At 50.4% G+C, this 25007-nt stretch carries 22 protein-coding genes, 2 tRNA genes and 3 rRNA genes; 11 read left to right on the top strand and 16 right to left on the bottom strand.

Going from position 1 to position 25007, the window contains the following annotated elements; translation table 11 throughout:
• The first annotated feature begins 221 nt into the window (after window positions 1-221).
• The 4 genes from miaE to OXH18_RS15995 all read left to right on the top strand — a co-directional run bounded on the left by miaE (window position 222) and on the right by OXH18_RS15995 (window position 2223).
• The gene (miaE, locus tag OXH18_RS16010) at window positions 222-806 is read left to right on the top strand and encodes a tRNA-(ms[2]io[6]A)-hydroxylase (RefSeq protein ID WP_268608101.1); all 585 of its coding nucleotides are present in this window, start codon (window positions 222-224) and stop codon (window positions 804-806) included.
• A gap of 31 nt (window positions 807-837) precedes the next feature.
• A complete protein-coding gene (locus OXH18_RS16005; RefSeq protein WP_268608100.1) occupies window positions 838-1368 on the top strand; it encodes a GNAT family N-acetyltransferase in 531 nt (176 codons plus the stop codon).
• 7 nt (window positions 1369-1375) lie between these two features.
• Complete coding sequence (locus OXH18_RS16000) at window positions 1376-1879, top strand: GNAT family N-acetyltransferase (RefSeq protein WP_268608099.1); 504 nt, start codon at window positions 1376-1378, stop codon at window positions 1877-1879.
• A 161-nt stretch (window positions 1880-2040) separates the two neighbouring features.
• Window positions 2041-2223 carry a hypothetical protein gene (locus OXH18_RS15995; protein WP_268608097.1) on the top strand — a complete coding sequence of 61 codons (183 nt, stop codon included), beginning with the start codon at window positions 2041-2043 and terminating at the stop codon, window positions 2221-2223.
• Between the two features lie 86 nt (window positions 2224-2309).
• Here the strand turns inward: OXH18_RS15995 and OXH18_RS15990 are convergent, their stop codons facing one another.
• A complete protein-coding gene (locus tag OXH18_RS15990) occupies window positions 2310-3146 on the bottom strand; it encodes a TIGR01548 family HAD-type hydrolase (RefSeq protein WP_268608096.1) in 837 nt (278 codons plus the stop codon).
• A gap of 116 nt (window positions 3147-3262) precedes the next feature.
• Here OXH18_RS15990 and OXH18_RS15985 point away from each other — a divergent pair, with 116 nt between their 5' ends.
• The 5 genes from OXH18_RS15985 to OXH18_RS15965 all read left to right on the top strand — a co-directional run bounded on the left by OXH18_RS15985 (window position 3263) and on the right by OXH18_RS15965 (window position 9434).
• Entirely contained in the window at window positions 3263-3562 is a 300-nt protein-coding gene (locus OXH18_RS15985) for a 30S ribosomal protein PSRP-3 (protein WP_268608095.1), read from the top strand.
• A 330-nt stretch (window positions 3563-3892) separates the two neighbouring features.
• The gene (locus OXH18_RS15980) at window positions 3893-4876 is read left to right on the top strand and encodes a cation diffusion facilitator family transporter (RefSeq protein WP_268608094.1); all 984 of its coding nucleotides are present in this window, start codon (window positions 3893-3895) and stop codon (window positions 4874-4876) included.
• A 114-nt stretch (window positions 4877-4990) separates the two neighbouring features.
• A complete protein-coding gene (locus tag OXH18_RS15975; RefSeq protein WP_268608093.1) occupies window positions 4991-6982 on the top strand; it encodes a serine/threonine protein kinase in 1992 nt (663 codons plus the stop codon).
• Between the two features lie 303 nt (window positions 6983-7285).
• A complete protein-coding gene (locus OXH18_RS15970) occupies window positions 7286-8872 on the top strand; it encodes a flavin monoamine oxidase family protein (protein ID WP_268608092.1) in 1587 nt (528 codons plus the stop codon).
• Between the two features lie 31 nt (window positions 8873-8903).
• Window positions 8904-9434 (top strand): RidA family protein, encoded by a 531-nt coding sequence (locus OXH18_RS15965; protein ID WP_268608091.1) that lies wholly within the window; start codon window positions 8904-8906, stop codon window positions 9432-9434.
• Between the two features lie 44 nt (window positions 9435-9478).
• Here the strand turns inward: OXH18_RS15965 and accD are convergent, their stop codons facing one another.
• Entirely contained in the window at window positions 9479-10423 is a 945-nt protein-coding gene (gene accD / locus OXH18_RS15960) for an acetyl-CoA carboxylase, carboxyltransferase subunit beta (protein ID WP_268608090.1), read from the bottom strand.
• 246 nt (window positions 10424-10669) lie between these two features.
• On the opposite strand from accD, the gene OXH18_RS25365 reads away from it, so the two are divergent.
• The gene (locus OXH18_RS25365) at window positions 10670-10801 is read left to right on the top strand and encodes an element excision factor XisH family protein (RefSeq protein WP_315874597.1); all 132 of its coding nucleotides are present in this window, start codon (window positions 10670-10672) and stop codon (window positions 10799-10801) included.
• A gap of 124 nt (window positions 10802-10925) precedes the next feature.
• On the opposite strand, the gene rrf is transcribed toward OXH18_RS25365, so the two are convergent.
• From rrf to rpmI, 14 genes are all read right to left on the bottom strand, one after another.
• Window positions 10926-11042, bottom strand: a 5S ribosomal RNA gene (gene rrf / locus OXH18_RS15955).
• A 79-nt stretch (window positions 11043-11121) separates the two neighbouring features.
• Window positions 11122-14002, bottom strand: a 23S ribosomal RNA gene (locus OXH18_RS15950).
• Between the two features lie 178 nt (window positions 14003-14180).
• Window positions 14181-14253 (bottom strand) — tRNA-Ala (locus OXH18_RS15945).
• Window positions 14254-14341: 88 nt separating this feature from the next.
• A tRNA-Ile gene (locus OXH18_RS15940) sits at window positions 14342-14415 on the bottom strand.
• Between the two features lie 118 nt (window positions 14416-14533).
• A 16S ribosomal RNA gene (locus OXH18_RS15935) occupies window positions 14534-16027 on the bottom strand.
• Together the 16S, 23S and 5S rRNA genes with 2 tRNA genes alongside form the textbook arrangement of a ribosomal RNA operon.
• Before the next feature lie 345 nt (window positions 16028-16372).
• Window positions 16373-16867 (bottom strand): hypothetical protein, encoded by a 495-nt coding sequence (locus OXH18_RS15930; RefSeq protein WP_268608089.1) that lies wholly within the window; start codon window positions 16865-16867, stop codon window positions 16373-16375.
• Between the two features lie 29 nt (window positions 16868-16896).
• A complete protein-coding gene (gene thiD, locus OXH18_RS15925) occupies window positions 16897-17724 on the bottom strand; it encodes a bifunctional hydroxymethylpyrimidine kinase/phosphomethylpyrimidine kinase (protein WP_268608088.1) in 828 nt (275 codons plus the stop codon).
• Window positions 17725-17891: 167 nt separating this feature from the next.
• Entirely contained in the window at window positions 17892-19271 is a 1380-nt protein-coding gene (locus OXH18_RS15920) for a cytochrome P450 (RefSeq protein WP_268608087.1), read from the bottom strand.
• 47 nt (window positions 19272-19318) lie between these two features.
• The gene (locus tag OXH18_RS15915) at window positions 19319-19804 is read right to left on the bottom strand and encodes a GNAT family N-acetyltransferase (RefSeq protein ID WP_268608086.1); all 486 of its coding nucleotides are present in this window, start codon (window positions 19802-19804) and stop codon (window positions 19319-19321) included.
• 124 nt (window positions 19805-19928) lie between these two features.
• Complete coding sequence (locus OXH18_RS15910) at window positions 19929-21026, bottom strand: anthranilate phosphoribosyltransferase family protein (protein WP_268608085.1); 1098 nt, start codon at window positions 21024-21026, stop codon at window positions 19929-19931.
• A gap of 84 nt (window positions 21027-21110) precedes the next feature.
• Complete coding sequence (locus OXH18_RS15905; protein WP_268608084.1) at window positions 21111-22040, bottom strand: LysR family transcriptional regulator; 930 nt, start codon at window positions 22038-22040, stop codon at window positions 21111-21113.
• Window positions 22041-22324: 284 nt separating this feature from the next.
• Window positions 22325-23197 (bottom strand): transporter substrate-binding domain-containing protein, encoded by an 873-nt coding sequence (locus OXH18_RS15900; RefSeq protein ID WP_268608083.1) that lies wholly within the window; start codon window positions 23195-23197, stop codon window positions 22325-22327.
• Window positions 23198-23487: 290 nt separating this feature from the next.
• Window positions 23488-23838: a 50S ribosomal protein L20 gene (gene rplT, locus OXH18_RS15895; protein WP_268608082.1), complete on the bottom strand. Its 351-nt coding sequence runs from the start codon at window positions 23836-23838 to the stop codon at window positions 23488-23490.
• Window positions 23839-23891: 53 nt separating this feature from the next.
• A complete protein-coding gene (gene rpmI, locus OXH18_RS15890) occupies window positions 23892-24089 on the bottom strand; it encodes a 50S ribosomal protein L35 (protein ID WP_268608080.1) in 198 nt (65 codons plus the stop codon).
• A gap of 177 nt (window positions 24090-24266) precedes the next feature.
• Here rpmI and OXH18_RS15885 point away from each other — a divergent pair, with 177 nt between their 5' ends.
• Window positions 24267-24980 carry an NnrU family protein gene (locus OXH18_RS15885; protein WP_268608079.1) on the top strand — a complete coding sequence of 238 codons (714 nt, stop codon included), beginning with the start codon at window positions 24267-24269 and terminating at the stop codon, window positions 24978-24980.
• Window positions 24981-25007 lie beyond the last annotated feature (27 nt).

Genomic DNA, 25007 nt, shown 5'->3' with positions numbered 1-25007 from the left:
GAAGGATGTGATGTCAGGATATAGGAAGTCGATGAGTGAACGAGTGAATGAGTGAATGAGGAGCCAATGGACTTCATGCGATCGATCTTCATGCAATCGGCAGACCATCATCTCGCTGGAAACCGAGGTGGTTTACCTCGTAACGGGTCGTGGGTTGTACAGTACAAGAAGCTCGATCAGTTCAGAACAACTGTGAGCTTAGTGCTTGTTTAAAAATTGCTATGCAGACGATTAAATTTCTTCAACAGCCAACTTCTGAGGCTTGGATTAATCAGGCGATCGCCAATCTTGACACAATTTTGCTCGACCATTCCCACTGTGAACGCAAAGCAGCAGGAGTGGCCCTGAATCTCATATTTCGCTATCCTTCTAGCGCTAAATTGGTGAGAACGCTAACCTCGATCGCCCAAGAAGAATTAGAGCACTTTGAACAGGTGAACCAGTGGCTTGATCGGCGTGGAATTGCGCTGGCTCCTTTGACTCCTCCACCTTACGGAGCCGGACTGAGAGCAGCCATTCGCCCCCAAGAACCCCATCGTCAGTTAGACTCGCTGCTGGTGTCTGGTTTAATTGAGGCTCGCAGCCATGAACGATTGGGGCTATTGGCGGCACATTGCCCTGAGCCAGCGCTAGCCCAGTTTTACCGAGGGCTGATGGCTTCCGAAGCGCGGCACTATGGCATTTATTGGACATTGGCAACAACGTATTTCGATCGCGAAACAGTTACACAACGTCTTCAAGAACTGGCAACTGTAGAAAGCGCCTTACTCTCAACGCTGCACCCAGAACCCCGCATTCATAGCTAGCTAATGGATTTTTTACTAAAGCGCTACGAGAATGGAGAATTTGAAAACGGTTCAGTTAGAGAGCGATCGGTTATTACTAAAGCCGATTTCGCTGGACTATCAGCAGGAGATCTTTGCGGAATTTACCGCCGAAATTACCCGGTATATGTATCCAAAACCGGCTGAAACTCTTCGGGAAACGGCACGCTATATCAAAGAGGCCATGCATCAGCGCGATCGAGGTACAGACCTAACGCTGGTCATTCTCACCAAAGATTATCAAGAGTTTTTGGGACTCTGTGGCGTTCATCGGCTTCATACTTCCACACCTGAACTGGAAGTTTGGACGAAAATAGCCGCGCATGGACATGGTTATGGTCGAGAAGCCATTCATTGTCTTAAACAATGGCTCGATGCTCAACTAGACTACGAGTATTTGGTGTATACCGTCGATCAGCGCAATCAGTCTAGCCGCAAAATTCCAGAAAGCCTCAAAGGAACTCCTGTACAAGCATTTGAGAAACTCAGTATGAGTGGAACTATCCTCAACTTGATGGAGTATCACATTTATAAATTGGAGTGACTCCACGATGCAAACGCGCTATCGTCAGTTTTTAATTCGCGATTGGCAGCCGATCGATCGCCAAGCGGCGGCTCTGTTAATTACATCAGTATTGCAGGAATACCAGTTGAGCTGTGAACCAGAGGGGACCGATCGTGATGTGTGGCAAGTTGAGGCAGCGTATTGGGCAACAGGTGGCGAATTCTGGGTGGTTGAGGAAGGTGGTCAAATTGTCGGAACAGCAGGCTACTATCCCGTATCGCGAGGAGCAAACGCCGTAGAAATCCGCAAGATGTATTTGTTGCCAACCGCTAGAGGGCAAGGATTAGGTCGTTTTTTATTGCAAACCCTTGAAACCGCGATCGCCGCGCGAGGATTTAAGCAAATTTGGATCGAAACGGCAACGGCGCTTAAGGAGGCCATTTACTTGTATGAACGCAGTGGCTATCAACCCGCCACCGGAGTTGAAACCCCTCGTTGTGATCGGGTATACGTGAAACACCTCGTGCATAAACCAGATCTCTACCCGTAGCTAGAAGCACAACACGATCCCACTGGCCGTATCTCAAAGATCCCGCTCAGCAACATCGAATTCGCATTGAGAATCTAGTGATCTTTACCGTAATTTTACAGAAAGCCTTAGAGGGCATTTCTATAATGCCAGTAGAGACGACGCCGTAGAATTACTGAGTTATGAATAAAGAATTGATTTCCCTGAAACCGCTTCAGCGCGGCTATCAGGCCAATCTGACCGTGACTCCAACTGAGCAGTTCACTGCCACCATCCCTTCCTGGATCAGCGCGATGGGCTTGGAGTGGCTACATGAATTTTTATTGAAGATTGAATTGCTATTGAAAGGAAAACTCAGTCGATAGCGTCTGTTTACGAACCGAACTGATGAAAGCAACCCGTCCATCTTGGTTGTGTGCCTTTATCGTTTGCCGCCGCTGAGAGGCAACTTCTATGTCTGAATCAGCGAAGAGATTTGTGCCGAATCTAGTTGCTCGATGCTAGGAAGGACGATCGTTGCTCCTGCCGCTTGTAACCGTTGTGAGTACTCGGCCGCATAAGAGGGTGACTGTTGTGCATGGGGTGGCAAAATTCCCACACCGATCCATCGTTGCTGGGGTTGCAGCGATCGGGCCTGCTCGACGGTTTGTAGGTCGGCTACGGTATCGCCAGCGTAAAGGACTGGAACATGCGCGTCAATTTGATTGCGCGATCGCAACGCAGCCACGGTTGCAAAGAGTCCGGTCGGGTCGGGCTTGCCCGGCGCATCCTCCATTGCTACCAGTACAGGAGCCGTTAACCTGAGCCGTCTTTCTAGGACATAGGTCGCTGAACCACGAGTGGCTCCGCTAAAGAATCCCCAGGCAATGTTGGCGGCTGTCAACTGTTCTAGATAGCTAGGCTGCAACAGCAACGGTTCTTGGCAAATATACCCCGTCCAACTGTCGGGATCGTCTGGATTTGGTCCTCGATAGCGCTGCTGAAAAAAAGCCACAATCGCGTCGTAATCAAGGTCAAGCTGCGATCGATCAGATCCCTGTTGCTCAAAGTAACGGTAAATCAATTCGCGGGAAGCTTCCCAGTCATTGTTCCAGAGTCCTTCTGCTTTAAGTGCATCAATGTCAGCCTGTGAAGGGCGATACGCTCCTTGGGTAAATTGTTCCACGGTATCGGCCAAGGCCCGACGATAGGAATTGCCTACATCTCGAATGACGCCATCAATATCAAAAACGACAATGGCTGTTGCGGTGCTCGGAATTGCCGTCGGAGTTAGTGAGGTCGAGGTCATAGGCAGTAGATGTAAGAGAGACTCCTAATTTCACGCTAGTTAGCCCTTGAAAGGATAGGCTATTATAGAGGATTGTAAAGTTAACGGGAACGGCTGTGCCTGTCCAGGAGGTTGGTTTGGCGAAATTTATTTTAAAGGTGCTTTGGCTAGAAGAAAATGTTGCCCTAGCGGTTGATCAGGTCGTGGGCAAAGGAACAAGCCCTTTAACATCCTATTTTTTCTGGCCCCGCAATGATGCCTGGGAACAGCTAAAGGCGGAATTAGAATCTAAACATTGGATTTCTGAGATCGATCGCGTTGAGTTACTAAACAAAGCGACAGAAGTGATCAATTACTGGCAAGAGGAAGGTAAGCGGCAACCGATGGCGGAAGCGCAAGCAAAGTTTCCAGATGTCACGTTTACAGGTAGCGCCTGAAATCAAATGGGTAAAATCTTTTCAATGCAGTAGCGCGCTGGGGGCTAGTGTTACGCTACCCCCTTCATTATTTTGCATTTTTTGCCTTGAAAGCAGCATTGTTTCATCAGCACGATCGCTTCATCAGAACGTACTACGATCAAGCAGGCAGACGCTAGTCGGGAACTCATGGGTTCAGCGGAGTTTCTTAAAACTTAGTGATTCAGTTTCGATGCGGAATCTCTTTCGTAGTAAGTTGAGCATGGCCCACCCTACCCAGAATTGACTTGAATACTCAGCTTGAATACTCAGGTTGACGGACGAAATTTGTGACGCTTGAATTTGTTAAATATGCCTCATTATTGCTATCCCGGTTGCACCCACCCACCAGACAGTGCCACTCCTCAAAAAGCCCGATCGCTGTGGATTGCCCTCTTGCTAATTGTCGGGTTTGCGATCGTCGAGTTAGGCGTGGGGCTATTTAGCCACAGTTTGGCCTTGGTGGCCGAGTCGGGGCATATGCTGTCCGATGGGTTGTTCCTGGGGCTGGCGTTGGGAGCCGTTTGGATGGCGCAGCTACCAGCTTCTAATCAAGCCACGTTTGGCTATCGTCGAGTAGAAATCTTGGCAGCCTTATTCAATGGCATAGGATTGATGCTGGTGGCGATCTGGATTGCCTGGGAAGCCGTGACAAGACTGCATCACCCAGCCGAGGAAATTTTGAGTGGGCCGATGTTGATGACAGCGGCGATCGGGCTAGTAATGAACACCATTAATGCATTCCTGCTGCATCAGGAAAGCCACTCCGATCTCAACGTGCGAGGGGCATTTTTACACATGGTGGCCGATGCAGTCAGTTCCGTCGCGGTCATTGTCGTAGCGGTGTTGGTATGGGCGTTTGGCTGGCACTGGATGGATAGTACCATCAGTGTTGCCGTTGCGGTACTGATTGCCGCTGGAGCCGTGCCGCTGATTCGCCAAAGCTGCAATATTTTGCTAGAGAAAGCACCAGACCATTTGGATGTGAATCAAATTCACCAACACTTACTAGAGATGGCGGGCGTGGTGCGGGTGGAACAGTTGCGGGTTTGGTCGATCGCCCTCGGTCAAATTGCCCTCTCTGCCCAACTTACCGTCACCCTAGCGCCAGTAGAGGCCCGCGATCGGTTACTGGTGCAATTGCGAACTTCTTTAGAGCAAGAATTTGGCATTCAAGAGGTGTTTCTGCAAATGTCTGCTCCTGTGCTGCCGCCGATGATTAACCTCAACCAGCCGGAGAATTTAAATGCTGTTTTAACGGCCTTCGATGCCAGTTTAGGAGGGGCTGAGCGTTGAAGTAGGAGGCGATGAAAGCTGGGTGAATGAATCGATAAGTGAGAAGGAGGCTAAGATTAAAGTCTTATTGAAAGTCTTCAAGTCTGAGTTTATCTAACGCGAAAGGCTCCAATCATGGCTTGGGCATCTGGACAGAAACTACAAGAGGGTAAGTATCGCATCGAGTCCGTTTTAGGGGTGGGCGGCTTCGGTATCACCTATCTGGCTAGAGATAATCTGGGCAACCTGGTTGTGATCAAAACTCTCAACGACACTGCTCTACAAGATCCGCGCTTCAAGCAATTTCAACAGGATTTTGTCAATGAGGCGGTACGGTTGGCCAAATGTGCTCATCCGCACATTGTTCAGGTTCACCGAGTGTTCGAGGAATCGGGGCTATGGTGCATGGTGATGGACTATATTGCAGGCGAAGATTTGTCCAGCCGCGTTAAACAGCGGGGCATTTTGTCAGAAGCGGAAGCACTGCATTATGTCCGGCAAATTGGAGACGCCTTGTCGTTGGTGCACCAGCAGGGCTTGCTGCACCGGGACGTAAAACCAGAGAATATTATGCTGCGTGCCGGACGCGCCGAAGCGGTGCTCCTAGATTTAGGTATTGCTCGCGAATTTACGCCGAATTCAACCCAAGTGCACACAGCTATTTTGTCCAATGGCTATGCTCCGATCGAACAATATGAAGCCCAGGCTCGACGCGGAGCCTACTCGGATGTTTACGGGCTAGCCGCTACGCTTTACTTTATGCTTACGGGTGAGATTCCCAAAGATGCTCAAATTCGGGCCTATAACCTGCTGCGCTATCACAGCGATCCGCTTGATCCACCCCAACAGTTGAATGCCAGCATCAGCGATCGCACCAATCAGGCAATTTTGCAGGGGATGGCTGTTGAAGCCCACGATCGCCCCCAATCGGTGACCGCGTGGTTAGAAATGTTGCCAACAATTGGCTTTTCTGCTAGCGCTCCTCGCATTTTCATTCAGCCCAATGCTTCTGTAACCCCCCAAGTTCCGCCCTTTACGGCGTCGGCATCGGCTCCTACCCGTCCGGAGGTTGCCCCCCGCTCGAACTTTGCGACTGTTGCTGTCCAAGCTCCACCAGTCGTCACGCCATCTCAACCAGCCACTCTAAATCGATCGCCCATTCCCCGCTTTGTCATAGCAGCAAGTGTGATTACCGCTAGCGTTTTGGTCGGCTCGGCGGCAGCGATTTGGTATGTGCAGCAACAAGCCCGATCGGATTTAGCGAGCGTGGCCCAACTGCGAGATGAGCGGCAGTATGAGGAATGTTTGAATCGGGCGGCGGCTGTGAAACGTGCTCAGCCTACCTATGAGGAGGCGCAAGTTCTGCTCAATCAGTGTGCTGAAGGGATTTTGACCCAAGCGAATCAACTTGCTGCCAATGGTCAATTACCAGAAGCCCTTCAAGCCGTGGCAAAAATTCCCCCGGACACGACCGCTGGACAAACCGCCCAAGATTTAATGCAGCAATGGTCTGATCAGTTGTTACAGCAAGCCACTCGGTTATATCAAAACGACGGCAAACTTACTGAGGCGATCAATCTCGTTCGTGCTATCCCCACTACCACTGCCGCAGGAGCACAAGCCGAAGACACGATCCAGCGCTGGCAAGCAGAATGGAAAACCAATGAGTCAACGTTACAAGCGGCTACAGACGCCCTAGAAGCTAGAGATTGGTATGCTGCCAAAGAGAAGGCTGCCACTCTGACTACACCCTACTGGATAGAGCAAGGAGAAGACATTACGGCTGAGGCCGATGCAGAAATTGCCGCGATGGAAGCCGAACGTCAACGTCAAGAAGCAGCACAAGAAGCAGAGCAACAAGATCCAGATGCTGTGTTTCTTCAAGCCTATGAGCAGTGTTTAGCCACGGGTGGGCAAGACTGTCAGCAATTTGAACAACTCTGTCGCGAGCGAGGCGGTGTGTTTGTTGCAGATGCTACTTATCTTGATTGCCGCCCAGGAGTCGAGTCGAATAAATCGCCTAAGTCGCCGCCGGACACTCAAAGCCCTCCTGATACTCCGGAAGAAGTTGCACCACCTGATAACTCGCGGCGTCCACGTCAGTTGATTATTCCAGGCGATCGATGAATGATTGCGGAAGTGCATTCCGCGATACATTGCCGGCTGTGTAAGAAAGTTAATGTCTTACACCAGTTGCGTTTAGAAGTAATGAGGTGGGGCGAGGGAGTCGGGAATCGGGAATGAATGGCGATCGGTCTGATCGCACCCAATGTTTAACTTTAATCCCCAAAAATTCCCGTTTGAAGTGCAACTTGGTCTCATATCTAATCAAGTGGCTCGCGGTCGCGCTTAACTTTGCACAACAGGTTGGTTGCCTTCTGTTGGCTTGGTGTGACTGTTGGGCAAAGTTTTTTGTGTCCAGGAGTGCTAATGAATCGACGCACACTATTAAAATTTGTCGGCAGGGCAGGCGGAGCGGCAGCGGTTTTGACGACGATGAATGCGATGGGGTTGCTGCATACTCAAGCCACGGCTAATACGCGCCCTAACTTGATCTCGCAGTCGGGGGACGGAACTCGCGTTGTCATTTTGGGGGCTGGTATTGCCGGATTGACTGCCGCGTATGAATTGTCTAAGGCTGGTTATGACTGCACGGTTTTGGAGGCTCGCGATCGGGCGGGTGGCCGCAATTGGACGATACGCGGTGGCGATGTCATCCGCGAAACTGATACTCAGCAAACTTGTCCGTTTGAGGCAGACCCCCACCTCTACTTCAATACGGGCCCCGCACGCTTGCCCCATCATCACACCAATATTCTCGGCTATTGCAAGGAGTTGGGCGTGCCGCTAGAGGTGATTGTCAACGATAATCGCGCTGCCTATTTCCAAGACGATGCAGCCTTTGGCGGACAACCCATGCTAAATCGGCGTATCTTAAACGACAGTCGGGGCTATATAGCGGAATTACTAGCTAAAGCCATCCACAACCATGCTTTAGAGAATGATTTGACTGTAGAAGACAAAGAGCGAATTCTGGAGTTTGTCAGCCGCTTTGGCGATCTCGATGCCGATTATCTTTATAAAGGCTCTGGACGGGCAGGTTACACAACTCCACCCGGAGCCGCGATGGTGTCTGGCAGCAAATATGACCCGATTGATCTGAGTGAACTGCTCAACTCTGACTTTTGGCGCTTCAAGCTCAACTTTGCCGAAGGGTTCAACCAAGCTGCCACTATGCTGCAACCAATTGGCGGCATGGATCAGATCGTTAAAGCCTTTGAGCGACAGGTCGGACACTTGATTCAATTCAACACGGAAGTGACGCAGATTCGCAAACTTGGCAACGGCGTTCGCATTGTCTACACCGATCGCAGCAACGGGGCAGAGTCTGCGGTGGAAGCCGATTTCGTCATTTGCACTCTTCCCCTTTCGGTGTTGGCGGGCATTGATGCCGACTTTTCGACCGACTATAAAGCTGCGATCGATAGGGCATCTAAAGGGTACATCAATGCCGTCAAACACGCTTTTCAAGCCGATCGACGCTTTTGGGAAGAAGACCATCAAATTTACGGCGGCATTTCCTGGACCACTCGTGACATTACCCAAATTTGGTATCCCGCCAACGGGTTTCACGGTGCCAAAGGTGTGATTGTAGGAGCCTACATTTGGGACAACGAAATCGCGGCTCGCGTGGATACCCTACCGCCAGAAGAACGGTTGGTGAAGGCGATCGAGGACGGCTCTACTATTCACCCCAATTACCGTGATGAAGTTGCTCCGGCCCAAGGATGCAGTGTAGCGTGGGGCAAAATTCCCTATAGTCAAGGCGGCTGGATGGAATGGGACGAGGCGACTCGTGCGGATGTCTATCCCATTCTCAATCAACCGGATGGCCCCATATATTTGGCAGGTGAACACCTCAGCTACCTCACAGGATGGCAAGAAGGAGCGGTGTTGTCGGCCCATGAAGCCGTGCGAGGACTTGCCGCTCAGATACAGTCCAGACAAGCAAGTTGAACGGATCAAGTAACTTATCAAGTAATGAACGATGATTAAAATCTGGAAAAATCTGGCGTTCTTTGTCCTACTGGCGATCGGTCTTGCCCTAACGTTGACTGTGTTCGCGCCGTCGTCGCTAGCGCAAGCTCAAACCGTGATTCGTCATGCGATTCCCAATTCCACCTTCCCAATTGCCCTTGCCACCGAGGTTCCAGCCACCATGACAACCGTGTATCTCAGTGGACAAGTGCCGTCGGTAGTTGATGAAAATGCTGACCCCAATTCGATCGCCGCTTTTGGCGATACCAAAACTCAAACAATGACAGTCCTAGAAAAAATCGACGAAATCTTGACCAGTCTGGATCTGACCATGAGCGATGTTGTCAAAATGCAGGTATTTTTGGTAGGCGACCCCTCCCTCGATGGACAGATGGATTTTGCCGGTTTTATGGAAGGCTACACGCAATATTTCGGCACGGACGCTCAGCCCAACTTACCCGCCCGAGCGACAATGCAAGTAGCCAGACTAGTCAATCCGGGCTGGCTAGTAGAAATTGAAGTAACGGCTGTGCGCATGTAGACGCAAAGCGAATGTAGCAGGGGCGATCGGGAGATTGCCCTCGACTAGGCATCGGGCACTGGTTTCAGCGGCAGGGAATCGGGCACGTGCACAAAGTGAGACGTTCCATCAGAATCAGTAGCCGCAGGAGAATGGGGCTGATGCAAACGAATAAGTTGCGCCAAGGTTTTCTTCAACTGAGTACGCGGCACAATCATATCCACAAAACCGTGCGCTAATAAATATTCTGAAGTTTGAAAATCATCGGGCAGCTTTTCGCGCAACGTCTGCTCTACAACTCGGCGCCCTGCAAACCCGATTGTTGCCTTCGGTTCCGCCACAATTATATCTCCCAGCATGGCAAAGCTCGCCGTCACCCCGCCCGTTGTAGGATGCGTCAGCACTGGAACGTAGAGCAATCCCGCTTCTCGATGCATCTCTAGTGCGCCTGAAATTTTAGCCATCTGCATCAGGCTCAGCATTCCTTCCTGCATTCTGGCTCCACCGGAGGCACAAACAATGACTACAGGTCGTTGCTCATGGGTCGATCGCTCAATCAGGCGGGTCAGCTTCTCACCCACCACCGATCCCATACTGCCCCCCATAAAGCGAAAATCCATTACACCCAACCCAACCCGCGATCCTTCAATTAACCCCAACCCGGTTTGCACAGCGTCTGTTAAAGAGGTTTTCTCCTGAGCTTCACGCAACCGATCACCATAGGATTTGCGATCGCGAAATTTCAACGGATCGACCGGACGCAGATCTACATCGATCGGTGTCCAAGTACCAGGATCGATCAGTTGTTGAATGCGCTCCTCGGCGTAAATGCGCAGATGATGACCACATTCTAAACAGACCATCTGATTCGATCGCAAATCTTTGGTATAAGTGAGAACGCTGCATTTTGGGCATTTTGTCCACAAGCCATCGGCAATTTCGCGCTCTTGCCTTTCTTTACTAATGGGTTCTGCTTTTCGACGATTAGCAAACCAGTCAAATAGGGACATAACAGCAACTAAGAAGAACGAAGAAAGGGATTGGGAATTAGGGGTAAAAATTCAAGAAGACCATCCGTTAAGCTTCTAAGCGTCGCGATCGAGCATGGTGTATGAGCTAATGCTAATTAGCTATCGGCTATTAGGCCGATCTTATCAGAGCAACGGCCCCTCTAAGAAAAGGCAGTTCGACAATCATAGCGCAGCTACATCACGATGCTCGAAGCAGCGAAAAGATTGTGGTAGAGGTGAAAAGCTTTGTCGGGCGATTGCTTAATATATGATTTCCAGCAAGCTTTGGGTCAGTACCCTCTTTATCATCGCCTGATCGAGTTAACGGAGCGGGAGTATCGAGTCTATTTGCCCTTCTTTACCACTGCTCACGAGTAGTATATGTTAGCCATTTCTGATTCTAATGCCAATCATTCCAACTGGGCAGAAGTCCGAATTCATTTCTCGTCACCACCAAAGCAGCCAAGGTTTGCTGTGTAGCAGACCTCGGCTGTGAATAAGAACCTGGCATCGAGCTATTTTGGCAGGACGCAGCCGTCCAACTATCTTCGCCGCAGGTGCGTTTCACTCCTCAGTTCGGGATGGATGAGGGTGGGTCCACACCGCCATAGACACCAGGAATGGGCGTTGTGCTCAATCACAACCCAGAAGGCTGCATAGCAAGGCAGATAGCATGACCACAGTAACCTATCGACGTTAAGGTCAAGCCCTCGGTCTGTTAGTATTCCTCGACTTCATACATTACTGCACTTCCATCTAGAACCTATCAACGGGTGTTCTCCCCGTGACCTTACTGGCTTGTGCCATGAGAGCACTCATCTTGAGGTGGGCTTCCCACTTAGATGCTTTCAGCGGTTATCCACTCCGCACTTGGCTACCCTGCGTCTACCGTTGGCACGATAACAGGTACACCAGCGGTGCGTTCCTCCCGGTCCTCTCGTACTAAGGAGGACTCCTCTCAATGCTCTTGCGCCTGCACCGGATATGGACCGAACTGTCTCACGACGTTCTGAACCCAGCTCACGTACCGCTTTAATGGGCGAACAGCCCAACCCTTGGGACGTACTACCGCCCCAGGTTGCGATGAGCCGACATCGAGGTGCCAAACCTCCGCGTCGATGTGAACTCTTGGCGGAGATCAGCCTGTTATCCCTAGAGTAACTTTTATCCGTTGAGCGACGGCCCTTCCACTCAGTGCCGTCGGATCACTAAGGCCGACTTTCGTCCCTGTTCGAGTTGTCACTCTCACAGTCAAGCTCCCTTATGCCTTTGCACTCTCAGGCTGATTTCCAACCAGCCGGAGGGAACCTTTGCGCGCCTCCGTTACCATTTAGGAGGCGACCGCCCCAGTCAAACTGCCCACCTGATACTGTTCCCTTCCCGGATCACGGGTAAGGGTTAGAATTCTAGCTCTGCCAGAGTGGTATCTCACCGTTGGCTCCACACCTCCCACAAGAGATGCTTCTGCGCCTCCCACCTATCCTGCGCAAGCAAAGCCCGAACCCAATACCAGGCTACAGTAAAGCTTCATAGGGTCTTTCTGTCCAGGTGCAGGTAGTCCGTATCTTCACAGACACTCCTATTTCGCCGAGCCTCTCTCCGAGACAGCGCCCAGATCGTTACGCCTTTCGTGCGGGTCGGAACTTACCCGACAAGGAATTTCGCTACCTTAGGACCGTTATAGTTACGGCCGCCGTTCACCGGGGCTTCAGTCGCCAGCTTCAGCTTGCGCCTGACCGACTTCCTTAACCTTCCGGCACTGGGCAGGCGTCAGCCCCCATACTTCGTCTTGCGACTTCGCGGAGACCTGTGTTTTTGGTAAACAGTCGCCTGGGCCTCTTCACTGCGACCACCTCGCGGTGGCACCCCTTCTCCCGAAGTTACGGGGCCATTTTGCCGAGTTCCTTAGAGAGAGTTATCTCGCGCCCCTGAGTATTCTCAACCATCCTACCTGTGTCGGTTTCGGGTACGGGCAATTTGACGTTAACGTGGTTCGAGCTTTTCTTGGAAGCCTGACATCACACACTTCGGGGACGTATCCCCTCGGTCTCACGCCTCAGCTCGGAGCGTTTTCGCCGCTCCTCATCGCCTCGCACGCTTGCACCAGTAACCATCTTCTGGCTGTGCTAGCCTTCTCCGTCCCTCGGCACAACGTCAAATCGGTATCGGAATGTTGACCGATTGTCCATCGACTACGGCTTTCGCCCTCGCCTTAGGTCCCGACTAACCCTCCGCGGACGAGCCTTCCGGAGGAACCCTTAGGATTTCGGGGCATTGGATTCTCACCAATGTTTTCGCTACTCAAGCCGACATTCTCACTTCTGCTTCGTCCACACCTGCTTCCGCTGATGCTTCGCACTACTACAGAACGCTCCCCTACCGATTAACTTACGCTAATCCCACAGCTTCGGTACGTCATTTAGTCCCATTCATTTTCGGCGCAGGAGCGCTTGACCAGTGAGCTATTACGCACTCTTTTAAGGGTGGCTGCTTCTAGGCAAACCTCCTGGTTGTCTGGGCACTCCCACCTCCTTTGCCACTGAATGACGATTTGGGGACCTTAGCTGGTGGTCTGGGCTGTTTCCCTCTTGACGATGAAGCTTATCCCCCACCGTCTCACTGGTTGTGTGTCCACTGGGTATTCAGAGTTTGACTCGATTTGGTACCGCTCTCGCAGCCCGCACCGAATCAGTGCTTTACCCCCCAGCTATAGTCACAACCGCTGCGCCTCAACACATTTCGGGGAGAACCAGCTAGCTCCGGGTTCGATTGGCATTTCACCCCTAACCACAGGTCATCCGCCGATTTTTCAACATCGGTCGGTTCGGACCTCCACTTGGCTTTACCCAAGCTTCATCCTGCCCATGGTTAGATCACCCGGGTTCGGGTCTATAAACAGTGACGCTCGCCCTCTTCAGACTCGCTTTCGCTTTGACTTCGACATATTCGTCTTAATCTGCCACTGCCTATAAGTCGCCGGCTCATTCTTCAACAGGCACACCGTCACCCGTTTAATCGGGCTTCGATTGCTTGTAAGCTGATGGTTTCATGTTCTATTTCACTCCCCTCCCGGGGTTCTTTTCACCGTTCCCTCGCGGTACTGGTTCACTATCGGTCACACAGGAGTATTTAGCCTTACGAGGTGGTCCTCGCAGATTCACCCGGAATTCCACGTGCTCCGGGCTACTCGGGATGCAGCTAGATGCGTTAAGTTTTCGACTACAGGACTTTTACCTCCTCTGGTGCACCTTTCAAGTGCTTCGTCTAACCGCTCGCGCTCTTGTTGCTGTCCCACAACCCCGACAGTTAAAACCATCGGTTTAGGCTGTTCCCGCTTCGCTCGCCGCTACTAAGGGAATCGCGTTTGCTTTCTCTTCCTCGGGCTACTAAGATGTTTCAATTCGCCCGGTTCGCTCGTGTCATCCTATGTATTCAGATGACCGTTTACTAGGGTTGCCCCATTCGGAAACCGCCGGATCACTGCTTGCTTCCAACTCCCCGGCGCATATCGTCGGTAACCACGTCCTTCTTCGCCTCTGTGTGCCTAGGTATCCACCATCAGCCCTTTCTAGCTTGACCATGTCAACATTGGTATCTGTTGTTGCTACCTGACTATTTCTTGCTATGCAGTTTTCTAGGTCCTGGCTGGATAGCATCCAGCAGTCTCTCTTGCGCGCTTCCCTCAAGCCTCAAGACCAGGTGCTGAATGTCTCCTAATAACTACTCAATAACTACTCACCTTGGGCGGTAATCCCAGTGGAGGTTAGCGGACTCGAACCGCTGACATCCTGCTTGCAAAGCAGGCGCTCTACCAACTGAGCTAAACCCCCATGTCGAAGATTGAATCCGGAAGATTCAAAACCAAAGAAAATCAGGCTCTCTTCTGTTTCCCTTCTTCCCTCTTCCCTCTTGCCAAGGTGGGCCATCCTGGACTCGAACCAGGGACCTCACCCTTATCAGGGGTGCGCTCTAACCACCTGAGCTAATAGCCCATGAACCGAACCAGCTAGTTTGAAAGCCTCTGCACCACTGCCTGACCGACCTTGGGATGACCAACTCTTACCTTAATCGCACGTCGCTTTCAGGCGTAGAGTCGGGAGGTCTCCCTATAAAGGAGGTGATCCAGCCACACCTTCCGGTACGGCTACCTTGTTACGACTTCACCCCAGTCATCAGCCCTGCCTTCGGCGTCCTCCTCCGACAGAATCGGTTGGAGTAACGACTTCGGGCGTGGCCAACTCCCATGGTGTGACGGGCGGTGTGTACAAGGCCCGGGAACGTATTCACCGCCGTATGCTGACCGGCGATTACTAGCGATTCCGCCTTCATGCAGGCGAGTTGCAGCCTGCAATCTGAACTGAGCCTCGGTTTACGGGATTAGCTCACTGTCGCCAGTTGGCAACCCTTTGTCCGAAGCATTGTAGTACGTGTGTAGCCCAGGGCGTAAGGGACATGCTGACTTGACGTCATCCCCACCTTCCTCCGGTTTGTCACCGGCAGTCTCCTCAGAGTGCCCAACTGAATGCTGGCAACTAAGAACGAGGGTTGCGCTCGTTGCGGGACTTAACCCAACATCTCACGACACGAGCTGACGACAGCCATGCACCACCTGTGCTCCGGCTCCCGAAGGCACCCCTCGCTTTCACAAGGGTTCCGGACATGTCAAGGCCAGGTAAGGTTCTGCGCGTTGCATCGAATTAAACCACATACTCCACCGCTTGTGCGGGCCCCCGTCAATTCCTTTGAGTTTCACTCTTGCGAGCGTACTCCCCAGGCGGGGTACTTAACGCGTTAGCTACGGCACTGTCCGGGTCGATACGGACAACGCCTAGTACCCATCGTTTACAGCTAGGACTACAGGGGTATCTAATCCCTTTCGCTCCCCTAGCTTTCGTCCCTCAGTGTCAGTGCAGACCCAGCAAGGCGCTTTCGCCACCGGTGTTCTTCCCAATATCTACGCATTTCACCGCTACACTGGGAATTCCCCTTGCCCCTATCGCACTCTAGCTGACCAGTTTCAACTGCCCTTACGGAGTTAAGCTCCGCGCTTTAACAGCTGACTTGACCAACCACCTACGGACGCTTTACGCCCAATAATTCCGGATAACGCTTGCCTCCTCCGTATTACCGCGGCTGCTGGCACGGAGTTAGCCGAGGCTGATTCGATAGGTACCGTCAGTCCTTCTTCCCTATCAAAAGAGGTTTACAATCCACAGACCGTCTTCCCTCACGCGGTCTTGCTCCGTCAGGCTTGCGCCCATTGCGGAAAATTCCCCACTGCTGCCTCCCGTAGGAGTCTGGGCCGTGTCTCAGTCCCAGTGTGGCTGGTCATCCTCTCAGACCAGCTACGGATCGTCGCCTTGGTAGGCTCTTACCCCACCAACTAGCTAATCCGACGCGAGCTCATCCTCAGGCAATAAATCCTTTCACCTCTCGGCATATGCGGTATTAGCGGTCGTTTCCAACCGTTATCCCCCTCCTAAGGGCAGATTCTCACGCGTTACTCACCCGTCCGCCACTAGATTCCGAAGAATCCCGTTCGACTTGCATGTGTTAAGCAGACCGCCAGCGTTCATCCTGAGCCAGGATCAAACTCTCCATGTTGTCTTGAGTTTGTTGGCTTCTTCATCCACTACCGCTGAATTATCTGAACTGGCTATTCACCCAGTCCCTTCAACAGTAGCTCCTTTTCAATCCCTCTTCGAAACTCCCTCCGAAGAGTCATTTACTTTTACAGGCTCTTGATGCTATTCTGGCTTTCAAACTATTTATTTATCTAGGTTCGGCGCGCCTTGAAGGCATTCGCTCCGCTCTCGCTTCGCTTCGCCCCTCTCGACCGCTTTACCAAGATAGCTAACTCTGCTCAGATTTGTCAACGGTTTCCAAAAAATATTTTGAGAATGCCTGAAGTGCTTTCGGGATAAGGGTTTGAGATTCAAGAATGGTTGGTTACGGCAGGTTTGAAAAAATCTGTTCAATTAGATTTTTAGTTTTTGCTTCTAGGCGTAGCCAATCGACCTCACCGCTATCAATTAGGCTTGTATCTATTTCTACGATGAGGTCTTTATCTAGTGCATTGAGAATTGGGCTGTAGTTACGGAAGCAAATTTGGTAGCAGAGTTGCCAGATATCGACTGTGATTCGCCGATCGTCCTTCTCTAGACAGAGTTGATAGCCAGGATAAGGATTGGGTAATTGATCAAGCTGAGCCTGAATTGCTTCTGCATCTTCAGGCTTCGCAGTAGTAAGCTGTTGCTGAAGATTTTTAACCTGAGTTTTAGTTTCTTCTGAAGTGCCCTCTGCCCATACTTGAATATCGTGGTATGTACCTTTCCATGAGGATTGTTCAAGTTGTTTGCCAATGTTGTCAATGATTCGGATAAAGGCGGGCTGCATGAGTAGTTCAGCCTGTTGCCATGCGATCGAATTTGCGAATTTAGGCATACGCTTGAAATGATGAAGACGATTTTTCTTTAAGGCTGAGATGATTCTAGAAGCGGGAAAAAATGTCCGACAGGTCCTTGCCCTTGTCCTAATTGCAGCGAATAGTGTAGGGCAGAGGTGACATAGGACTTAGCCAGCTTAACAGCAGTAAACATGTCGTGACCAAGTGCCAAATTTGCTGTTATTGCTGCTGATAAAGTACAGCCTGTGCCATGTGTATGAATCGTTTCTACCGTTGCAGTTTTGAGAACTTCGAGGCGATTGCCATCAAACCAAACATCCACACCTCGCAACTCACCCGGCATGCCACCTCCCTTGACCAAAACAGCCCTAGCCCCAAGGGTGAAAATTCGTTGGGCAGCAGCTTGCATACTTTCCAAGGTGTCAATTTCTGAAGCACTGAGAATCTGAGCTTCGTAGCGATTGGGCGTCAGAATAGTAGCTAGTGGAATCAGACATTCCCTTAGTGCCAGAATGGCTTCATCAGCAATTAATTGAGAACCAGTTCGAGACACCATCACTGGATCAACAACGAGATTGGGCAGGTGCTCTTCCATAGCCTGTTCTGCCACGGCTGCAATAATTTCTGGATTGAGTAGCATGCCCGTTTTAACTGCCTGCACCCCGATATCTCGTACTACAGCCAAAATCTGGGCGATTACTGCTGCGGCAGGCAACGCATCCACTCGATCGACCCCTTGTGTATTTTGAGCCGTAACGCAAGTGAGAGCACTCGTCCCGTGCACTTTATGAAAAGCAAAGGTACGAAGATCAGCTTGAATTCCTGCGCCACCTCCGCTGTCGGAGCCTGCAATCGTCAGGGCTACAGGAACAGTTAAGTAATTAGAAACCGACATAAATGGTTAATGAAAAGAGCTTTTAGTGAAACAGAGTTTCAACAACGCCAGCAGCATTGATGGATGCCGTACATGATGCCTAGCGTACAATCGCTGTTGTCAAATTACCACAGAAGCAATCTAGCTCATGCCGCCTATCAACCGATATCAATAACCTAGACAGTAACTTAGACAGAAATAGGGGTGGTTTGAGAAGAGTGTGGAGATGGAAAGCGATCGGTGACTATCATATTAACTCCACCCTTAGGAGCGATTGTCACGCCTCGACGAATTGGGATTACAGGACGAGCATCCGCGAGAGCTAACTGATAGCGCGAAAGGATCGTTGCCAGCACTAGCTTCATTTCAAACAGAGCGAAGGCGGCTCCAATGCAGCGACGATTACTACCACCAAAGGGCAGATATTCAAACGGAGAAAATTGCCGTTCTAAAAACCGCTCTGGTTTAAATTGTTTTGAATCTGGATATAAATCTTCTCGATGATGGGTGAGGTAAACGCAAGGAACAAGATAATTTTCAGGTTCAAACGAAAAACCCATGACTTCAACTGGGGTTTTCGTAATGCGAATTTGGGCAATGAACGCAACTGGATAAATGCGCAGCGTTTCAGAGCAGATCGCGTTTAGATAAGGAAGACGAGCGATCGCCATCGGCTCAAACTCATTGCCCAGAGTCTCAAGTTCTGCTAGCAGCTTGGTTTTAATAGTTGGAATTTGATGAATCCAGTAAACAGCCCACGCGATCGCCGTTGCCGTCGTTTCGTGCCCTGCTAGCAACAGTGTAATCAATTCATCACGCAATTCTTCATCAGTCATGGATTGACCCGCTTCATCGCGGGCGGCTAACAGCAAAGACAGAATATCGCTGCGGTTGGGATCGGGATGATTGCGCCGATCTTGAATTTCAGCATAGAGCAGTTGATCAATTTGTTGCTTAAAGCGAATAAACCGTCCACCTGGACTCCAGGCTCCAAAATCGCGCTGTAGCACTGGAAAGAAACTGGTTGCAAAGCCAAATCGGCTAGCCGTTACACGCAGCAATGCTTCTAAGCGCTGTTTAATTGCCTCATATCGCTCTCCCTCATCCAAGCCAAATACGGCTCGTAGAATGACCCTAAGGGAAATTTCTTGTGTATAAGGGCGTAGCGCAAACGGGTTTCCCACTTGCCAATTGCTGATCACACGATCCGTAATTTGACCAATCAGTTGACCATAAGCCCGCATTCGTTCTCCGTGGAACGGTGGCATCAACAGTTGACGTTGACGTTGGTGCCGTTCACCATCTAACAGCAGCAGAGAATTATCGCCTAGCGTTGTTCGTAGAATCCAATTCCCGCGTCCAGAGTCAAACTGACTAGCACCTGCCGTGAACATCTGTTCGATCGCCTGAGGATGACTAAAGAAACTCAACGGCGGCAATTTACTAAATCGAATCGAGAAGCAGTCACCATACTGCTTTGCACCATACTCCAGCAAATCTAGAGGTTGAATGATCCATTGCATTAGATTCAGAAAAGCAGGGGATTGCAACGCGGGGGGCTGTTTCATAAAATTGCAGTTCTCCAGTAGCTCAGCGGCTGTTGACCAAATGGCAGTTACCTAGGATGGCAAGCACATAGGGTATAAACTCGATCGTTACCGAGTTTCAGTTTATGAGTAACCTGCTTGTCATCAGCACAGGGCAGAAATCTTAATGATTGATAAAACCGATCGGCAAGCGGATTGTCTGTACGCACATGTAACCACTTAAAGGTAGGGCAAGCTTCGGCAATGACTCGTTGTACCAGTGCTCGACCCACTCCCTGACGGCGCTCGGCTTGCTTTACATAGAGACGGCGAATGCGACCAATGCTCGGATCATTGATGTAGGGGTCTCGATTGAGTCCACAGAGTCCAATTATGCGATCGTCCTGCGTTGCAACGAAGAAAGCTTCACCGGGTTGATCAAATCGGTTCTTGCCCGATGCCCAATCATCTACTAACCGCTGAACAGATCTAAAACCACTGCGATCGCTTTCTTGAAGCAGAGGCCCAAGATCAAGCACTGGCAGATTGTGTGATTGCTCGATGGACAAGATCATTGAGGCATCCCTGAAGCATTGGCGCGTTACTCACTATTCTAGTCGGTGCTTGTTGAGTCAGTTCTAGACCTCGTCAAGGCAGCATGTGTTGATGCCAAGTATCAGCATCGATTACTACAATTCATTAATACAAAGAAGTCTTTAAAAGATTTTTGCCAGTAGTACCGTCGATCACCTGCACAGCCTGGGTCAGTTCGGCTAGCTTTTGAGCCGCTTTGCCAGTAGTGAGCAATTCTTCTGCCACTGTAAATCCTGCTTCTAAATCAGGGCACAGTCCCGATCGCCACAGATAAAATCCACTGTTCCAAATCGCGGCTTTACTCAGTTCAGTTTGACCGCCCTGCAAAACAGCCTGCATTTCTGCAAGCAGTTTAGGTGTAGGCAGTAGTGGCACTTCTTCGGCAGCAAATCCATAATCGCGGGGATGCAACAACAATCGCTCAAAGGTAGATTCTCCATTGACCATCTGATTGATGCCGACAATACAGGTGCGATCGCGGGGCAAATCGCAGCTTCCTTCTAATCCCTTAACGGTGATGAATTGGCGGGTTCCCCGCAACGCGAAGGCCGATCGGGCCATCTCTTCGGTGGGAGGATGCACAAAGCCAGATATCAGCAGCGCCTCGCCAGCGTAGGGACACCAAAACAGTTCAACCGTGGCAAAAGGAGGTCGTTTCCCAATTTGTTCTCGGTAAGGAACAAGGTTATCAGACAAGGGAAAGTGCGTAGGGAGGTACACAAAACCCACGCTTGTTTCTGCAAAAACCGCTTGAGTTTGCTCTAGAGACAGTGTTGTCCAATCAACGCCCAACGCTTGCCAAACTTCAACCAGAGGGATACCTTCCTTGGTAGGCATACGTCGGCCACCATGCAAGACCACTGGGCAACCAGCCGCTGCTAGGATCAGCGTTACCAAAGGACTCACCGGAGTTGTGCGCGATCGACCGTCGTAGGGAATTCCCATCACGATCGGCAAAGTCATAGACGAAATCGTGTTTAGCTTCGGGCCAAGCTGGTCATAAGCATCTAGCATTCCCGCCAGTTCTTCCCCAGTTGGGCGTTTAATTCGATGGGCAATCATGAAGGCACCGATTTGAGCGGGTGTCGCCTCTTGTTGCAACATCAGTCGTGTTGCACTGGCTGCCTCTTCGCGAGTTAGATGTTCGCTGGTGTGGGAACCACTGCCAACTTTACGAAGTAGGTCACGGAAGGCATCACTCATTGGAATTTGAAGGTATGGGTGGATAAAGAGCAACGAGAACGAACCAAACAAACACAACCGGGCGTCGAGTGCCCCTCTCCTGCCCTAATACCCAACGGCCTCGGGCGCTTCGGTATTCAATCGGCTTGCAATCAACTCCAGTACCAGCTTGCGAAAATGTTGGATTGGAGGAATATCAAGTCGATCTTGCGTTGTCACTAGCACAACTTGGCGTTTCAAGACCGGCTCTTCAGTTGGTCGAATGGCTAGTGAACTATCGTTATCAATTTCTAGTAGTGCCGATCGAGGTAAAAGCGCCACAAGTTCTCCTTGACGAACCATGCCTCGAAACCCATCTAGGGTGTTCAACTCCACGGCTGGCTTAAACTCAAGTGAATGCCGCTGAAACTGTTCTTGAACGAGTCGTTGCATTCCATAACCGTCTTTGAATACCACCTGTGGATATCGAGACAATTCTGACCAAGCAACTTGCGTATACTGAGTTAATGGATGCTCCGTCGCCATCAGAACTTCGATGTGTTCCTCAAACAGCACATCTACCACCATTTCTGGGCTAGCAGTGAGAAAGCGATTATTCATGACGATCGCCACGTCTACTAATCCGTCCCGTAAGACCTTCAAGGCCCGATCGCTGCCTAACGCTGTCACGCGTAGCTGCACAGTTGGATGATCTTGACAAAACTGTTGCAACACGGGCGGAAGGTACTGAGCAGAAACTGAATGAATCGCTGCTACACAAAGCTCCGGCTGTTTGCCCTCCAGCAAATCATTTAATTCCGTGATGGCGGTTTGCCACTCCTGACAAATTTTGCGAGCGCGCAGCAAGAACCGCTCACCTGCAACCGTTAACTTAGCCTGTGAAGTTCGATGAAACAACGGCAACCCAAGTTCCGCCTCCAGTCCTTGAATTTGGCGACTGATTGTAGATTGCGTCACTCGACATCGCTGAGTCGCCTGCTGAAAACTTCCGGTTTCAGCCACCGCCAAAAAAGCTTGCAACTGTTCCAGGCGCATAACTGAAGATATCCTTTGGAGTCAGGACAGGACAAGAAAACCGCCATCTTAACGATAGAGTTGCGTATCGCCTAAGGTACGGGAATTAGCAGAACGACTTAGTATATGAGATTACCATTTCCGGAGCAATCGCTATTTGATGTCCCTTGGCTTCAGGGTGCAAGCCAGTGATGGCGATCGAACAGAAATTGCGCAGATTCCATCCATAACAGATTTCATACTTCAACGGTAGCTCTTTAGCCCATCACTTATAAGTCTTTGAATTTGAGAGAATGGGCTTCAATTTAAGGTTCAGAAGGCGCAGGGATAGTTTGTAAATTGACGCGAGGTACGCCTGCTTCAGGCAATCCCCAGTTCAGGATTTGCTGCTCTAAGGTTCCTGATAACTGCCATTGTTGAATCGCTTGATTCACCTGTTGGCGCAGATCCGTATATTGACGACCTCGTGGCATTGCCACCGCCAAGGCTTCAGTCGAAAGCATCTGAGGCAGCAAGTAATAATCTGGATATTCTTGAGCCCAACCTGCCAGAACACTGGCATCTCCGGCAAATGCTGCCACTTGATGGGTATCCAGCATTTCTTTGGCTTGTTCATAGGAGGCGACACCCACCAGTCGAGCCGAGGGCAAATACGATCGCACTACGGCAATCGCACTCGACCCAGTTAATACGGCGATCGGCTGTTGGCGCAAATCAGTCAGCGATCGTAAGGCCACATGACGAGTAATTAAAGTGGTTCCATCGAAGTAATAGGGAGTACTGAAATCTACTAGACGCGATCGAGAAGCGGTTAGCGCCATTGCCGCAATTACCACATCTACCTCATCGTTTAATAGTGCAGAAAGGCGCTCTTGATTGGTCAACGGTTGCAATGCGACGGCATTCGCATTACCCAGTAACCGATCGGCCAGCCAGCGGGCCAAATCAATTTCTAGCCCCTGTAATTCGCCGTCTTGTCCTCTAAACCCCAACGGACGCCAATTGTCTTTTACCCCCACAACCAGATAACCACGCTGTCGAATGTCTTGAAGTTCGGCGGCTTCGCTGCGGAGGATCAACCCATTCAGCATCCCATTCAGCATCAGCAACACCGCCAGTGTCAGCGACAGGTTGACTAAGACATTCGGTTGCTTGCGCAGGAGATGGCGATCGAGCATAAAACACATGAATTAACAGGCTGATTCATCAAGTCGCAAACACGGTGAACGTTGCGATCGCGCTGTTAAAAAATAAAAAGCTTTCATTTGGCTTTGCACCTAGCCATGATTACAACAAGAGGCGAACTGATGTCCGCCCCTTTGTGATCAAGAGGTTAGTGATCATGCATCACAGCCCAACAAAACAGCAGTCTGCAAGAGCTAAGCATCACAGTTTCATGCAAAGACCCGTTCAGAAAATGAATCGAACGAGGCATACAGCCATGGGTTCATTCAATTTGGTCGCTTAACTAAGGCTGGTTGGCCAACTCAACTACTTTGCTGAAGCCTACTGGATCTAGAACAGCCATCTGTGCGAGCATCTTGCGGTTAATTTGGACATTTGCCTTTTTCAAGCCACCCATGAGCTTGCTGTAGCTAATGCCATGCTGTCTAGCGGCCGCATTGATGCGAACAATCCACAATCGACGAAAATCACGCTTGCGCTTACGCCGATCGCGGTAGGCATTTCTCAACGCCTTCATTACCTGTTGATTAGCTGTGCGGAACAACCGAGAGTGAGATCCCCGGAAGCCCTTAGCTAGCTTGAGAATTTTTTTGCGGCGTTTACGAGCAACATTGCCGCGTTTAACACGGGTCATAGAACAGTTTCCTTATTGATTTCGCGATGGATGTAGCAAGGGGATAGAAAAAATTAGAGATAGGGGAGCATAAGTTCCACATTTTCTGCATCCCGCTCGTGAACCAGCGTCAAACCAGTAATGCGACGTTTTCGCGCAGACGATTTGTGCTGCAACATGTGGTTCTTAAAAGCCTTACGGCGCATAAGTTTTCCACTACCGCTCCGAGAAAATCGTTTAGCAGCAGCTTTACGAGACTTGAGCTTAGGCATGGCAATTTTTGTATTTTGGCACAGTCTATAATGCTACTACCTTAACCCCCAGTTCAGCAACCTACATAATTTGGTGAAATCGACTGAAGCGGTGAGAGATGCGGTGTCTAGGGGCAGACAACACGCTACAGTTTAAGATGGCAACTTTGATTGTATGCGATCGCGTTCTCAAAACTTATGACTAATGATTGGTCAATGAGTAGCCACTTCATCATGTTTGGGCTGTTAATGGGGTTTGCTATTGCCCACAGTGGATTGGCTGCTTTGCGTCCTTGGGGAGAAAAACAAATCGGGGCGCGGCTCTATAGAGTTTTATTTGCCTTGGTCAGCTTGCCGTTGGCAGTTGTGCTAATCGTTTATTTTATCAATCACCGTTACGATGGGGTGCAACTTTGGAATTTGCAGGGCATCGGTGGCGTTGCAACAATTGTTTGGATTCTCTCCGCAATTTCCTTCTTGTTTCTGTATCCAGCTACCTTTAACTTGCTAGAAGTTGCCGCCATTCAGAAGCCAGAGGTGCATCTCTACGAAACCGGAATTATTCGCATCACCCGTCATCCTCAGATGGTTGGTCAGATCATTTGGTGTGTTGCTCATACGCTTTGGCTCGGCACAAGTTTTATGGTTGTTACCTCGTTGGGACTCATTCTCCATCACCTGTTTGCAGTGTGGCATGGCGATCGGCGGTTGAGATTGCGCTATGGTGAATCCTTTGAATCCTTGAAATCTCGCACGTCTGTGATCCCATTTTTAGCGATTTGGCAAAAGCGTCAAACCCTGAAGCTAAGCGAGTTTTTGCGTCCTGCCTATCTTGGAGTCGCAGGGTTTGTCTTGATATTTTGGTGGGCACATCCGCTATTAATTCGTGCAACGGGGAGCGTAGGCTGGTAGCATGATCCCAAAGTTTACATTAATTGT

The sequence above is a fragment of the Thermocoleostomius sinensis A174 genome, assembly GCF_026802175.1.
GTDB classification, from domain to species: Bacteria; Cyanobacteriota; Cyanobacteriia; order Elainellales; family Elainellaceae; genus Thermocoleostomius; species Thermocoleostomius sinensis.
This window is presented reverse-complemented; position numbering and strand designations above follow the sequence as displayed.

Bases quoted from the DNA above. Each gene is read 5' to 3' on its own strand.
- miaE (WP_268608101.1), top strand. From the start codon at position 222: ATGCAGACGATTAAATTTCTTCAACAGCCAACTTCTGAGGCTTGGATT.
- OXH18_RS16005 (WP_268608100.1), top strand. From the start codon at position 838: ATGGAGAATTTGAAAACGGTTCAGTTAGAGAGCGATCGGTTATTACTA.
- OXH18_RS16000 (WP_268608099.1), top strand. From the start codon at position 1,376: ATGCAAACGCGCTATCGTCAGTTTTTAATTCGCGATTGGCAGCCGATC.
- OXH18_RS15995 (WP_268608097.1), top strand. From the start codon at position 2,041: ATGAATAAAGAATTGATTTCCCTGAAACCGCTTCAGCGCGGCTATCAG.
- OXH18_RS15990 (WP_268608096.1), bottom strand. From the start codon at position 3,146: ATGACCTCGACCTCACTAACTCCGACGGCAATTCCGAGCACCGCAACA.
- OXH18_RS15980 (WP_268608094.1), top strand. From the start codon at position 3,893: ATGCCTCATTATTGCTATCCCGGTTGCACCCACCCACCAGACAGTGCC.
- OXH18_RS15975 (WP_268608093.1), top strand. From the start codon at position 4,991: ATGGCTTGGGCATCTGGACAGAAACTACAAGAGGGTAAGTATCGCATC.
- OXH18_RS15970 (WP_268608092.1), top strand. From the start codon at position 7,286: ATGAATCGACGCACACTATTAAAATTTGTCGGCAGGGCAGGCGGAGCG.
- OXH18_RS15965 (WP_268608091.1), top strand. From the start codon at position 8,904: ATGATTAAAATCTGGAAAAATCTGGCGTTCTTTGTCCTACTGGCGATC.
- accD (WP_268608090.1), bottom strand. From the start codon at position 10,423: ATGTCCCTATTTGACTGGTTTGCTAATCGTCGAAAAGCAGAACCCATT.
- OXH18_RS15930 (WP_268608089.1), bottom strand. From the start codon at position 16,867: ATGCCTAAATTCGCAAATTCGATCGCATGGCAACAGGCTGAACTACTC.
- thiD (WP_268608088.1), bottom strand. From the start codon at position 17,724: ATGTCGGTTTCTAATTACTTAACTGTTCCTGTAGCCCTGACGATTGCA.
- OXH18_RS15920 (WP_268608087.1), bottom strand. From the start codon at position 19,271: ATGAAACAGCCCCCCGCGTTGCAATCCCCTGCTTTTCTGAATCTAATG.
- OXH18_RS15915 (WP_268608086.1), bottom strand. From the start codon at position 19,804: ATGATCTTGTCCATCGAGCAATCACACAATCTGCCAGTGCTTGATCTT.
- OXH18_RS15910 (WP_268608085.1), bottom strand. From the start codon at position 21,026: ATGAGTGATGCCTTCCGTGACCTACTTCGTAAAGTTGGCAGTGGTTCC.
- OXH18_RS15905 (WP_268608084.1), bottom strand. From the start codon at position 22,040: ATGCGCCTGGAACAGTTGCAAGCTTTTTTGGCGGTGGCTGAAACCGGA.
- OXH18_RS15900 (WP_268608083.1), bottom strand. From the start codon at position 23,197: ATGCTCGATCGCCATCTCCTGCGCAAGCAACCGAATGTCTTAGTCAAC.
- rplT (WP_268608082.1), bottom strand. From the start codon at position 23,838: ATGACCCGTGTTAAACGCGGCAATGTTGCTCGTAAACGCCGCAAAAAA.
- rpmI (WP_268608080.1), bottom strand. From the start codon at position 24,089: ATGCCTAAGCTCAAGTCTCGTAAAGCTGCTGCTAAACGATTTTCTCGG.
- OXH18_RS15885 (WP_268608079.1), top strand. From the start codon at position 24,267: ATGACTAATGATTGGTCAATGAGTAGCCACTTCATCATGTTTGGGCTG.